Genomic DNA, 13,096 nt, shown 5'->3' with positions numbered 1-13,096 from the left:
CTCTGCCTCGCTTAACTGCGTTAACAACAATGGTCCGTTATGGTCGGTGCAGTGCCGCCTTGACGTAGAACCGGGAATTGGCGGTGATGAGGTATGGATTGATCCGGAAGGCTGGGATGAGCTTTATGCCTATATCTGGGTTGCTTATTACACCAATTACGAGTGGCCGGGGATTAAGCTCAAAAAGAATAGATTCGGCTATTACGTTTTTAACCTGAATCTTCTCAAAGGTTATCCGTATGACGGGTATGTGGAATTCAACGATAACAACGGCAATTCCACCTGGAGTTTTTATTCCTACGAAATCGATGACTGGTGTGGCCGCATTATCAAGGTTAAGCCTGATTCTGGTGAGGTGGAATACCTTTCCTGGTTCAGTTAAGGAGGCTTTATGCTTTATTCACTTGAAGAAATTTACGCGAGTGGCGGCAGACTGCCGATTGTTACGCTCACCATTGCAAACGACACCATAGGCACCTTGCGTTATGTGCTGGGGTACGAAGACATGCAGCTCTGGGGAGACGAATACAAGAAGTCAGCCTTTACTGTCTCCATGCCGGAAAGGTCTGACAGCGGCTTTTCAGATCTCTCATTCGGTGTTGACGGAGTAAGCGGTGAAGCCTACGAATACATGAAACAGGTTATTGAAGCTCAGACACCTACTTTCATCACTGTTGCCCAGTGGCATTACGAATATCACGACAAGCTCTCTGAACTGACGCTCACCATCACCGGAGGTCGTATCACCCGGGAATCGGCAACCTTCACCGCATCTTTCTGCGACATGCTGAATCTTGAGTTTCCGCGACTCCGCTATACCTCCACCAATGCACCGGGACTTAAGTATGTGGCTTAACCATTATCTTCTCATCAGACACACTCCAAACGGCAGAAAATACCCGTTCCTTGACTGCTGGGGGCTTGTCATCGAGTTCTACCGCCGGGAGCTTGGCATAGAGCTTGATGACTATACGGATTTCAGCATTAAAGACGGGTACGAGAAGGAATCGGAGCGGGGCGGTTTTATGGAAGTATCCGGGAGCGAGGCAGAAAAGGGCGATGTGATCGCCTTTTTTCGTCACGGGCAGATCTTCCATGTTGCCGTGTATCTCGGCAGAGGAGAAATGCTGCATACCGGACTTAATCGTCATGCCAGAGTTGAAAAGATCAAATCAATGCAGTTTGTGGAGAGCAGATTCTACCGATATCGGGACATCTCACTTACGGCTTGTCCCGAACCGCAAAACTGTCCTTGCTAAAAATACCTCTTATAGGACGGACAGGACAAGAAACTCTATATAGAGTAAACAGCCTTTAAATAGAACCTTATAGGGCAAATATGCACGTATACGCATTAATAGGAAAAATGAGCATTGTCCGTCCTTTCTGTCCTGAACTCATTAAGGAGAACCATGAAACTTGAAGTTGTAACCCGTGAAGATTTGAATAGGGTGCTTGAGCAGCTTGAACTGCCGGAATACAGCGGCAGTCTCACCGCTTTGCTTAAGAGCCAGATTGCCTCCTATAATCCTACACTTATGCCATATCTGTCTCTGTTTGTTAACGGCAGAAAGGTAGAACAGACTGAATGGCCTTCACTCTTCATCCAGAAAAGCGATCACCTTAAGTTTGTCATCGAACCCGGTGTAACCGGTACCGCCATTGCTGCCATCATCTCCGTGGTGATTGGTGTGGCCAGTGCCGTTTATGCCATGGTGAGTATGCATAAGCTTGGCAAGAATAAGCAGAAAAACACCAAACAGGGAAACTCAATCTATGATGTGAATGTTCAGGGCAACAAGGTAAAGCTGATGGAAATCATCCCGGAGAACTTCGGCTTCTTCAAAAGGTTTCCAGACTACCTTGCTGACCGGCATGTGTTTTACCGCAACAATACTTTGTTCTGCGACATGATTTTATGCCAGGGCATCGGACATTACGACTACAAGGCAGATCACTCAGACATCTACATCGGCGAGACTCCGATAAGTGAACTCAAGGGTTGCTCTGCCTACGTCATTGAGCCGGGAGTAAAGATTACTGCTGAAAACTCCCCGGAGGATAAATCCTGGTACTGCTGGTACTCATCAACCGAGGTTACCCAGAGCGGTCATACCTTAAAAAGCGGTCAGGGTAAAATCGATACCTCCTCCATGAACGGAGTGAACCTTGAGTTTAAAGGTAATACCTTTAGCGGCTGCAACTACAGAATTTACAGCATGGGTTATGGCGGCTGTTCAGGTGGCGGTACTGAGACGGTACGCATTAAACAGAACCTTGATTTGAAATGGGCAAACGGCACTATCTTCGAGTTAAGCGGTGCAGAAAATACACGTCTTATCGGTACTGAAATTATCTCTGCCGAAACTGATGCTGCCTCTGGTATTACTACGCTCACGCTGAAATGCGCTGATGGCTTTAAGCCTGATGAGTTTTTCCGTGCAAGAGCTACAGAAATTCAGACCAACGTTGATGAGGAATCCGGTGAAGAAACTGAGACCGAGTTAATTACCCGTAACGGTGATTATCTGAAGGTCACTCTTTCTGCCGTAACCTCAATCACCTACGATACCATTCCATCCGGTTGCAGCGGCGGTAAAACCGTAACTGAGGATGAGGCAAATACCACCGAGGCTCTCTGTGAAATTCTTGAAGTAAGCTCTGATGAAGCCGGTCATGTTACGCTAAAGTTCGACAGTTGTGATTTAACAGTTCCGGAATACCCCGAGGAGGTTACTCCGTCTCAGCCGTACACGAAAATAACCGATACGGCAAATCGCCTGGTTGGCTCTGTGTTTCAGCCGATGCCGGCGGATTATCCGTATGACGATAACGGCCTTTATGAAATTCTTGATTACACCAACGGTGTCTATACGGTGAAAAGGCTCAATGACAGCTACGGTGAAGTATCAGACTGGCGTGGCTTTTATTCCACCGGAGTCAATCAGGAGCATGTGCTTTTTACTCTGGTAAGTGGTCAGGCAAGTGACGGTGGTTACGTAGGACCTTATCGGGCATGTCCTTATGGTGCTGAATCAAAAATCTTTGAGCTTGATTTCTCTCTGCCGGGAGGTCTTGGCAAGCTTAACGATGACGGTGAGTTCGATAAACTATCCATCAGCATTCAGATTGAGTACCGCAGAGCCGGTTCGGATGACGAATACATGATTATAGAGAAAACCTGGACGAACAACACCAATGACCAGCTTGCTGAAACGGTAAGAATCGAACTGGAGACTGCCGGGAATTATGAGTTCAGAGTTCTCAGAACCTCGCAGGAGGACGGCTCTACCCGTGCTCTTGAGGAGATTAAATGGGTAGGGCTTAAAAGCGTCATAAGCTCCATTGACCGATATGACAACATGACGGTGCTCATCTGCAGGTTCAAGGGTAACGAAACCTTATCTGAGCTTTCTGAAAACCAGCTTGCTACCTACTGGACAAGAAAGCTTCCTGCTCTCGGGTATTCAGATAATCTGCCGCTGGTGGCAACAAGGAATATTGCTCCGGTGGTTCAATATATTGTACGAAACTCCAAATACCGCAATATTCTTGATGTCGATACGCTCATGGATTTTGATGAGCTCTGGCGCTCCCAGGGACTTGAGTGTAACGGCTCCATCGACAGTGACAGCACTCTTCTGGAATCACTCAGAGATGTGCTCAACTGCGGCTTTGCAGTTCCGGTGGTTCGGGATAATACCTTATCGGTTAAAAGGCTTTATGCGGGAGCAACTCCAACGCAAATCTTCACCAAAAGCAATATGACCTCAAGTCCGGTAATTACCTATTCGCTGCCGAAGGAGGATGACGTTGATGAGGTGGTGGTAAATTTCACCTCGCCTAAAACCTACAAGACCGAAACGGTGTACTGCCATGTTGATGCTGACGGTAATAAACGCATCACCTCCTATCCTGAATCCGATAATCAGGAGCAGCTTGAAGCCTGGGGCGTAACTGACTATGAACATGCGGTAGCTCTCGGCATGAGGAGACTTAGGTATCTCAGAAATACACGAGTTACCTATGAAATCAAAACCGAGCTTAACGGTCTCAACTGTCAGTTCAACGACCTTGTTGGACTGATGCTCGATGAGAACTTATCTAACATCACCGGCAGGATAACCGGAATAAACGGTCAGACCGTTACCACGGATATTGAATTACCGGAAGATATCTGGGAAGGCATCGTGTATATCTCAAGAAAGGACGGTTCCTATGGAGAATATACCTTTTACCGTAATGACAGCCATACGCTTTATCTCGATAGCTATCCCGATATCGATTGGGACAGTGAGTTCGGCAAGTCTCTCGAATATCCGCTTTTTGCCATCGGTGAACTGCAGCTCTGCTGGGTTACTGCCGTTAAACCGGAAAGCGGCAACCGCTGTTCACTTAAGCTCATCAACTACTCAGAGGACATTTTCAAAGACGACATTAAGGAGAATAACCAATGAAGGCTTTCGTAGTTCTGGATGAGGGGTACATCAATCAGGCGGTGGTATCCCTCAGCTCTTTTTTCAAATACAACCGCATTGAGCTCATCATTTACGCGGAGAAAGGTACTGACCTCAGTAAGGTTCTTGCCGTGGTTCCGGAAGAGTTGGTGGAGGTACGCTACGTATCATTTCCGCAGCATGAGCTTTTTGCCTCTGTGGGCGGAAACAGACTGATGGTTCACCGCAGTGCCGTACCCGCCATTGCCCAGCGTATCAAATCACTTGAGGAAGTTTCTGCAGAAACGGACTGTGTCCTGAACTTCGATTTGGACACTCTGTTTTTAGGCTCAGCGGTTCCTCTCCTCGAGGAGATTACGGCAGAGCATAAATCCGGCATCTTCGGAGTCAGCGAACGTGAAAACCGGGACAAGTGGATGAACCAGATGAAGCTTAAGGAAATCGTGAACACTCCGCTGTATTTCAACACCGGTCTTATGTGCTACAAGGCTGACTGCAAAGGACTGTATGAGAAGTTCATCAAAACGATTGAGGAAAAAGGCAACTTCATGTACTGCCCGGAGCAGGACTTTGTGAATCTTCACTTCAGGAAAAAGCATCAGCTTTCAGGTGAGTTCAATGCCATCTGGTTCAATCCCGGATACAAGGAAATGGCTCCGCTGATGGTGCATTATCTCTCAATGGAAAAGCCTTGGAATAAATTCATCTATCTTGATTTCCGGGCTTATGCCTACTGGCAGAAATACCTCTCTGCCTGTGAACGGGTGGAAAGCTATCTTGACCGGGAGTTTCTGGAGCGGGTGCGAAGTAACGTAAGAAGAGTTAAATGACAGGCGGCTTAAAGGTCGCCTTTTTTATTGGAGAAAAAACATGAGAGAGCTTTGGAATATGCTCCAGGCAATGTTTACGGGAATCGGCGGATGGCTCGGTTACTTCCTTGGCGGTTGTGACGGCCTCCTGTATGCCCTGATTGCCTTTACGGTTATCGACTACATCAGCGGTGTGATGTGCGGGATTGTTGACGGCAAACTGTCAAGTTCCATCGGGTTTAAAGGCATCTGCCGTAAGGTGATCGTCTTTATGCTCGTGGGCATCGCCAGCATTCTGGACACGAGGATTTTTCAGACCGGAAGTGTTCTGCGAACCGCTGTGATTTTCTTTTACCTCTCAAACGAAGGCATCAGCTTACTCGAGAACGCTGCACATCTCGGTCTGCCGATCCCAACGGTGGTCAGAAAAGCCTTAAACCAGTTACACGATAAATCAGAAAATAAGGAGAATGAAAATGGCAAATAGTCCGCTTGTAACTTACACTAGATTGAGTCCTAACCATTCCGGGAAAAGAACCTGTTCCATCAGCAGAATCACCCCTCACGCTGTTGTCGGTCAGCTCAGTGTGGAACGCATCTGCGACTGCTTTAAGGACAGCAGCCGACAGGCAAGCTGCAACTACTGCATCGGGGCTGATGGCAGAATCGGCCTCTGTGTTGATGAAGAGAACCGTTCCTGGTGCTCATCATCCCGGGATAATGACCATAGAGCTGTCACCATCGAGTGCGCATCAGATCTGACGGAGCCGTACACCATGAAGCCGGAGGTGTATGCCGCATTGGTAGATCTGTGCGTTGATATCTGCAGAAGAAACGGCAAGAAACGATTGGTGTGGATTGCTAATCGGGATAAGGCATTGAACTATTCGGTCAGGAGTGATGAGATGCTGCTGACGGTTCACCGCTGGTTTGCTCGAAAATCCTGTCCGGGAAACTGGCTATTCGGGAAGTTGGGCGATTTGGCTCAAGAGGTGAATAGCCGACTTGGGGAATAAAGGGAATTTGGCAGACTGCCAGAGTTGCAGTCTGCCTTTTGATGTTTATTTTGCTCCTTTTGGTTTAGGGTATGAGTAAGATGTTGCCCCTTCGAACATCCCATCCATATCGGTAACCCTAGAAGTATCCCAGTTGCCGATTGGCTGATTGAAGGAGATTGCTTTCCTGAACATATAGCTCATATTCGTAACCTTGGAAGTATCCCAGTTGCCGATTGGCTGATTGAAGGATTTTGCCCCCCCGAACATACCGCCCATATGGGTAACCTTGGAAGTATCCCAGTTGCCGATTGGCTGATTGAAGGCTGATGCTTCACAGAACATTGCCCACATACTAGTAACCTTGGAAGTATCCCAGTTACCGATAGGCTGATTGAAGGCTGATGCGTCAACGAACATCCATGTCATATCAGTAACCTTGGAAGTATCCCAGTTGCCGATTGGCTGATTGAATGATTTTGCACTAGAGAACATAATGCTCATATCAGTAACCTTGGAAGTATCCCAGTTGCCGATTGGCTGATTGAATGATTTTGCACTAGAGAACATACCACTCATATCGGTAACATTGGAAGTATCCCAGTTGCCGATTGGCTGATTGAATGATTTTGCACTAGAGAACATAATGCTCATATCAGTAACCTTGGAAGTATCCCAGTTGCCGATTGGCTGATTGAATGATTTTGCACTAGAGAACATAAATCTCATATCAGTAATATTGGAAGTATCCTTAATATTCACATATTCCAGATTTTTAAAATCTTCAAATGCACATGCGAGAGAATGAACCCCCGAACCAAGCTTGACCTCAAACTCAATGCGTTTTATAGGAGTAACGCTATTGGCTCTCCAAAAAGGATTGTTTCGATTTCGTTCATTTTTCCATTTGTCTGAATCTTCTTTCCATTTGTCTATATCTTCATTTTTATTTATACATCTTGTAAATTCATAATTTATCGTTAATGAATCAATCTTGTTATATGCAATCTTTTGAACTAAATCATCTGTAATATCATGCGGGTAATTAATTACCGGATTTTGCTCCTTCCAGTATTTAAAACCTTCGAAAACTCCAGTTCCGGCAAAAATAACAAGTCCTGCAATAATCCCAATTTTCAAAACGTTTGATTTACCTTTAGTTGGTGATTTTATGGTCGTCCCACAGTGCTGACAAAAAACAGAATTATCGGGTATTTCTTTGCCACATTTATGACAATACATTTAGTAATCCTTGTTAGTATGAATTTAAATGTCATCATATCATTAATTATATTTGCAATTTGTATTACCTTTTGACAATTTTGACTCATTTCTCTTTTTGTAAAACACCTCTGTTTCTAAGCATAGTGAAGCGAAGGAAATTTTTTTGTAAAAAGCGCCTACTTCTGGGCATTAGTAGGTAGGAGCAATAGTTTTACAGGAGAATCCGCTATGCAAGTAACCGAAGTTACACCCACCACTACCCAGCATACCGCACTCAGCCAAATTACCCATGAGCAGCTGCAGCATGAATTCAATTTTCTGCGGGCTGAACATCTCACGAAAACCATGCTCAACCAAGGTCTTATAACGGCTGATGAGTACCGGAGAATCATGGTAGAGAACGTGGTCACTTTCCCGACATTTATCTCGCAAATCCTTTGATTATTGAGTTGATAGTGTTCCAACACAGAGCAAATATGTTACCGACAAAACGGATTGCGAGAAGCAAACACTGATCACTTTAAGGAGCAATTATGCACATAAAACAAATAAGCAGTTATCCGGAACTGCACTTCGAGCGTAACCACGATGGTTACGATCTTCAGCAGGAGTTCAACTTTCTGAGAGCAGAGATTTTCACCCGGAAACTTCTCAGCCAGGGACTCATCAGCCGTGATGAGTTTCAGTTAATCATGCAGGAAAACAGACGGACTTTTCCGACCTTCCTGTCATCAATACTTTAAGGTGACTGCACATGAAGAAGGTTATCACTATCGAGCCAGCCAATGCGCATCAGCCAAAGAAGAGACTCCGGGTTGCAGCATACTGCCGAGTGTCATCAAGCATGGCTGATCAGCTTGTCAGTCTTGAGACTCAGAAGGCTCATTACGAAGAATACATCGCATCAAATCGAGAATGGGAGTTTGCCGGACTCTACTACGATGAAGGACTGTCAGGAACCAAAAAGGAAAAGCGTCCGGCACTTCTGCAGATGATGACGGACTGCGAGAACGGGAAGATTGATTTCATTGTCACCAAGTCTCTGAGCCGATTTGCCCGTAACACCACAGACTGTCTTGAACTGGTACGCAGACTTCAGGAACTTCACATCCCAGTTTACTTCGAGAAGGAGAATCTCAATACCGGTTCGATGGAAACAGAACTGTTTCTTTCAGTAATGAGCAGTCTGGCAGAGAGCGAGTCAGTTTCTATTTCCGAGAACAGCAAGTGGGGAGTACGGCACCGCTTTGAGAATGGCTCCTTCAAATTCAGCTATGCGCCATACGGCTACACTCTCGCTGACGGGGAACTTGTCATTAAAGAGGATGAGGCGGAATGGGTGCGGTTTATTTTCAATGAGGCTCTGACGGGGAAGAGCGCACGTCAGATTGCTGCCACGCTAAATGAGAAGAAGGTTCCAGCCAAGAGAAAAGGCACATGGACTGCAGCCTCTGTGCTCTGGATCCTGCGAAATGAGAGGTACAAGGGAGACTGCCTTTATCAGAAAACCTATACGGACTTCCGTCTCAGAAGGCATCTGAATCATGGGGAAGTAGACCAGTTCTATGAGGAAAACCACCATGACGCCATTGTCAGCAGGGAGGTTTTCGAGGCTGTCGGCAATGTTATCAGTCATGAACAGCAGGAGAAGAACAGGTCTGAAGGTAATTCAAAATACCAGAACCGCTATGCCTTTAGTGGAAAGCTGATCTGCGGCGAATGCGGAGCGTTCTTCAAACGCAGGATCAACATTACCGGAAGGCTCAAATATCCTGCATGGGTATGCTCAGTCCACCATAAGGACGGGAGCCGGTGTTCAATGAAGTATGTTCGAGAGGCTGCTCTTGAGACTGCCTTTACCACCATGATGAATAAGCTGATTTTCGGCAGAAAGGAGGTGCTGCAGACACTTCTTGATAACCTCACTACCCAATCTCACAAGTCACGACTCAGCAGAATTGACGTGGTGGAAAGAACCCTGAATGAAATGCAGGAACGCAGACGTAACCTCACTTCCATTATGACAAAGGGCTATCTTGATCCCGCCACTTTTACTCGGGAGAGTAATGAAATCATGGTTGAGACTGAGAAACTCACAGCAGAACGGGATCAGCTGAAATCTGAAATCAACGGTGAGCTGACTAAGACCGAGTCCTTGAGAGACCTCATCAGATTCACGGGCAAGAGCGAAATGCTCTCCGACTTTGATGCCGGGCTTTTTGAAAGGTATGTAGATCATGCGGTTGTGAGTTCCAGAACGGAACTGGAACTTCATCTGAAATGCGGAATGAAGGTTAAGGAGACAATTGAATGAGACTGAATAATACTTTTTTCGGATACAAGATTGTGGACGGCAGGGCGGTAATTCATGAGAAGGATGCCGGTAAAGTCAGATTGCTTTACAAAGGATATCTTTCCGGGCTGAGTTACATCGATGCGGCAAAGGCTGTGGGGTTAAACTTGCATGCCTCATCGGTAAAAATGCTTATGAGGAATGCCCGCTACACCGGAGATGATTTTTACCCCGAGATCATTGATCGCACCACATTTGATGCGGCTGAAAGGGAACGCTTACGCAGATGCTCTGTTCTCGGGAAGAAGGAAGGGCAGAGCAAAGAACAGGCATCGGGAACTGCACCACAGCACTTTTCCTTCAGACAGTGTTTAAAGCAGTTCAGAGATCCGTTCAGACAGGCTGAGTACATTTACAGTTTAATTGAGAGGAAGGCTTAAACATGGGAACAATTACAATGATCCCTGCCAAGAGACGAATCGGCAGCAGGGTTGTTCAGGACGAAGTACCAAAGACCAGAGTGGCAGCCTACTGCCGTGTGTCTACTGATACTGATGAACAGGCAACAAGCTATGAGGCGCAGGTGGAACACTACACCGAGTACATCAAGAAGAACCCAGCATGGGAATGCGCCGGAATTTATGCGGATGACGGCATTTCCGGCACCAATACCAAAAAGCGAGAGGAGTTTAACCGGCTCATAGATGACTGCATGAATGGCAAGGTTGACATGGTGGTAACCAAGTCTATCAGCCGTTTTGCCCGTAATACACTAGACTGCCTTAACTACATCAGAAAGCTCAAGGATAAGAACATCGCCGTTTATTTCGAGAAAGAAGGAATTAACACGCTCGATGCCAAAGGCGAGGTTATGCTCACCATCATGGCATCACTGGCTCAGCAGGAAAGTGAAAGCCTTTCTCAGAACGTCCGCCTTGGTCTGCAGTATCGTTACCAGCAGGGCAAGGTGCTGGTTAACCATACTCGGTTCCTTGGTTATGACAAGGATGAGGACGGTAACCTCATCATCAATAAGGAAGAAGCCGAGGTGGTGAAACGCATCTTCCGTGAATATCTGGAAGGGCAGAGCTTTTACGGTATCGGCAAGGGACTCGAGGCTGACGGCATCAAGACTGCAGCGGGAAGTTCCCGCTGGCTGAATTCCTCCATTAAACTTATCCTGACAAATGAGAAGTACATGGGTGATGCACTTCTTCAGAAAACGATCACCACAGACTTTCTGACTAAAAAGCGGGTGGCAAATCGCGGTATCGTTCCGCAATACTATGTGGAAAATAACCATGAAGCCATCATTCCGAAGGAACTCTTTATGCGGGTTCAGGAGGAAATGCAGAAACGGTCAAGGCTTAAAACCACAACGGGAAAACGCAGACAGTACAGCGGTAAGTTTGCACTTTCAAATCTTGTTGCCTGCTGCCATTGCGGAGGTTTTTACCAGAGAACTCACTGGAACATTCACGGCAGAAAGAGCATCGTGTGGCGGTGCCTTTCACGGCTCAAGCAGAAATACTCGGAGGTTGAATGCCACTCCCGAACCGTAAAGGAATCGGAACTTCAGAACGTTGCAGTTAAGGCAATCAATGAGGTCTTTACCAAACAGGACACTTATATGTCTCAGCTGAAGACCAATATTGAGAATGCTCTCAGTTCCAGCAATACGGATGCGGTAGCGGAGATCGATTCCAAGATCGCATCCCTGCAGAAGGATCTTCTCAAGCGAATAAAACAGCGGCAGGACTGCGATAAGCTCGGTCAGGAGATTACTGAACTTCATGAAAAGAAATATCAGCTGCAGCTCGATGATGCCAAAAAGGATGGAGTCCGACAGAAGATTTCAGACCTTAAAGCCTTTTTGGATGAGCAGGAAACTCAGATTGTCGAGTACGATGAGGCATTGGTCAGACGTCTGATTGAGCGCATCACTGTCCATGATGATCACTTCACCGTGGAGTTCAAATCCGGGGTGGAGGTTGAGGTTAACGGCTGAGTTTACACCCTATGCGCCCACAGAAGGCAATCTATCTTCTTGATGTTACTTATCAATGCGTAATCCGGGAGCATTAAATCGAATACTCTGATGTTCTCCTTGCCCTCGGATGAATTCAAGTATGAGTTGTACCAGCTTTCAATCTCTGAGTATAACTCTACAGCTTTCTCCAATCTTTCTTCCCCTAGCCCCTTTAACTGAAGCCCCAGGTTTTTAAGCACATACTGATCCCATATAGGTTTAGATGGATCAATGGTTGCCAGCATCTTGGAACTAAATGATGCCTCTATCATTCCTGTTTTTTCATACAGTTTTCTAAGGATTCGTTCGAAGGTGTAGTTTTCCGGATTCTTTTTAGCTTCAGTGAAAATGGCATAATATTCTTTTTGCCAATTTTCATTGCGGCGCACCTTATAGTAGCCATTGAACATCCTTTGAAATTCTGATTTGTCAGGATTTCCTGCCATTATCTCTATGTAGCGGGGCAATCCGAGGCTCCTGCTCAAAGCTTCTTCAAGTATTTTTGTTGCGTTAATTTTGTCCATCATGATCCCTTTTAGCGTAATTATTGTCGATTCATAACCGATAAAATTGTAATATGAAACACTGTGGTAAAACAGTTGAAGGGAGCAAAGTATGAGTTTTTCGTTTAGACATTCAGCAGGATTCGGCAAAAGAGTTGAGTACAACCTCATTGGAAAAATGCTGATGGAGGGACTTGATGTTTATGTTCCTCTGGTTGACGATCATGGTGTTGATTGTGTCATCAAAAAAGAAGACGGAACCTTCATTGAGGTTCAGATTAAGGCAAGATCAAATGAGGTCAAGTTCGGAGACGGTGCTCTGTTTTCGGCAATTACGCATGAACCGTCGAAAAACTTCTACTTCGTATTTTATTCTGAGAGAATTAAAAACGATGATGGTTCTGAAGGAGCAATGTGGATAATGTCATCAGAGGAATTCCTTCAAGAGTGCGTAACCAACAAGAGTGGAATTAATGAGGGAAAACGCAGTATTTGGTTTAATGGCAAACGCACTAATAAGCAAACTGGCGAAAAAGAGGAATACTGCAAGCCTCAATTTAGGAAGTACCAGTGTGAAGATTTCAGCAGATTTCACTGAATATGTTTCCTGTGCTTATTGGTTAATATGTTCTTTTATGCCTGTTGTATAAACCATAGTAGACGATCAGACACCGCTATGCACTGGTCGTTGCACGTCGAGACGGTTGTACTGCTGTCACGTGATAAAGCCTAAAGAAACCCAGTATTCATGCGGTTTCGGCGATATCGATTAAAATTTACACAGTG

14 protein-coding genes and 1 pseudogene are annotated in these 13,096 nt (G+C 45.8%); 13 read left to right on the top strand and 2 right to left on the bottom strand.

From position 1 onward, the window contains the following. The 7 genes and pseudogenes from BMY80_RS10540 to BMY80_RS10510 form a co-directional block, all read left to right on the top strand. Positions 1 to 382, top strand: a pseudogene (locus BMY80_RS10540) (hypothetical protein); the annotation flags it as partial. A 9-nt stretch (positions 383 to 391) separates the two neighbouring features. After that, complete coding sequence (locus tag BMY80_RS10535) at positions 392 to 856, top strand: DUF1833 family protein (RefSeq protein WP_093143478.1); 465 nt, start codon at positions 392 to 394, stop codon at positions 854 to 856. Continuing rightward, a complete protein-coding gene (locus BMY80_RS10530; protein ID WP_093143477.1) occupies positions 846 to 1,259 on the top strand; it encodes an NlpC/P60 family protein in 414 nt (137 codons plus the stop codon). The genes BMY80_RS10535 and BMY80_RS10530 overlap by 11 nt, the downstream gene beginning before the upstream one ends. A gap of 153 nt (positions 1,260 to 1,412) precedes the next feature. Then, positions 1,413 to 4,457, top strand: a complete 3,045-nt coding sequence (locus BMY80_RS10525; protein WP_093143476.1) for a host specificity factor TipJ family phage tail protein — start codon at positions 1,413 to 1,415, stop codon at positions 4,455 to 4,457. Further along, positions 4,454 to 5,287, top strand: a complete 834-nt coding sequence (locus tag BMY80_RS10520) for a glycosyltransferase (protein WP_093143475.1) — start codon at positions 4,454 to 4,456, stop codon at positions 5,285 to 5,287. The genes BMY80_RS10525 and BMY80_RS10520 overlap by 4 nt, the downstream gene beginning before the upstream one ends. Positions 5,288 to 5,327: 40 nt before the next feature. After that, the gene (locus BMY80_RS10515) at positions 5,328 to 5,753 is read left to right on the top strand and encodes a phage holin family protein (protein WP_093143474.1); all 426 of its coding nucleotides are present in this window, start codon (positions 5,328 to 5,330) and stop codon (positions 5,751 to 5,753) included. After that, positions 5,743 to 6,282 carry a peptidoglycan recognition protein family protein gene (locus BMY80_RS10510; protein WP_093143471.1) on the top strand — a complete coding sequence of 180 codons (540 nt, stop codon included), beginning with the start codon at positions 5,743 to 5,745 and terminating at the stop codon, positions 6,280 to 6,282. Before BMY80_RS10515 ends, BMY80_RS10510 begins: the two co-directional genes overlap by 11 nt. A 45-nt stretch (positions 6,283 to 6,327) precedes the next feature. Here the strand turns inward: BMY80_RS10510 and BMY80_RS10505 are convergent, their stop codons facing one another. Continuing rightward, positions 6,328 to 7,503 (bottom strand): BspA family leucine-rich repeat surface protein, encoded by a 1,176-nt coding sequence (locus BMY80_RS10505; RefSeq protein WP_093143470.1) that lies wholly within the window; start codon positions 7,501 to 7,503, stop codon positions 6,328 to 6,330. A 210-nt stretch (positions 7,504 to 7,713) separates the two neighbouring features. Between BMY80_RS10505 and BMY80_RS12770 the strand changes: the two genes are divergently transcribed. From BMY80_RS12770 to BMY80_RS10480, 5 genes are all read left to right on the top strand, one after another. Further along, positions 7,714 to 7,926: an SHOCT domain-containing protein gene (locus BMY80_RS12770; protein WP_093143469.1), complete on the top strand. Its 213-nt coding sequence runs from the start codon at positions 7,714 to 7,716 to the stop codon at positions 7,924 to 7,926. Between the two features lie 92 nt (positions 7,927 to 8,018). Then, positions 8,019 to 8,228 carry an SHOCT domain-containing protein gene (locus tag BMY80_RS10495; protein ID WP_245730147.1) on the top strand — a complete coding sequence of 70 codons (210 nt, stop codon included), beginning with the start codon at positions 8,019 to 8,021 and terminating at the stop codon, positions 8,226 to 8,228. An 11-nt stretch (positions 8,229 to 8,239) separates the two neighbouring features. Then, entirely contained in the window at positions 8,240 to 9,799 is a 1,560-nt protein-coding gene (locus BMY80_RS10490) for a recombinase family protein (RefSeq protein ID WP_093143468.1), read from the top strand. Continuing rightward, positions 9,796 to 10,218 (top strand): recombinase, encoded by a 423-nt coding sequence (locus tag BMY80_RS10485; RefSeq protein WP_093143467.1) that lies wholly within the window; start codon positions 9,796 to 9,798, stop codon positions 10,216 to 10,218. Before BMY80_RS10490 ends, BMY80_RS10485 begins: the two co-directional genes overlap by 4 nt. A 2-nt stretch (positions 10,219 to 10,220) precedes the next feature. After that, on the top strand, positions 10,221 to 11,786 hold the full coding sequence (locus tag BMY80_RS10480) for a recombinase family protein (protein WP_093143466.1): 1,566 nt from the start codon (positions 10,221 to 10,223) through the stop codon (positions 11,784 to 11,786). Positions 11,787 to 11,788: 2 nt separating this feature from the next. Here the strand turns inward: BMY80_RS10480 and BMY80_RS10475 are convergent, their stop codons facing one another. Next, the gene (locus tag BMY80_RS10475; RefSeq protein WP_143066520.1) at positions 11,789 to 12,334 is read right to left on the bottom strand and encodes a hypothetical protein; all 546 of its coding nucleotides are present in this window, start codon (positions 12,332 to 12,334) and stop codon (positions 11,789 to 11,791) included. An 88-nt stretch (positions 12,335 to 12,422) separates the two neighbouring features. Between BMY80_RS10475 and BMY80_RS10470 the strand changes: the two genes are divergently transcribed. After that, positions 12,423 to 12,908, top strand: a complete 486-nt coding sequence (locus BMY80_RS10470; RefSeq protein WP_010454303.1) for a hypothetical protein — start codon at positions 12,423 to 12,425, stop codon at positions 12,906 to 12,908. Positions 12,909 to 13,096 lie beyond the last annotated feature (188 nt).

Origin of the sequence: Ruminobacter amylophilus, from assembly GCF_900115655.1 — a bacterium.
GTDB classification, from domain to species: domain Bacteria; phylum Pseudomonadota; class Gammaproteobacteria; order Enterobacterales; family Succinivibrionaceae; genus Ruminobacter; species Ruminobacter amylophilus.
Note: the sequence above shows the minus strand (reverse complement) of the source record. Positions and strands in the feature narration are given on the sequence as shown.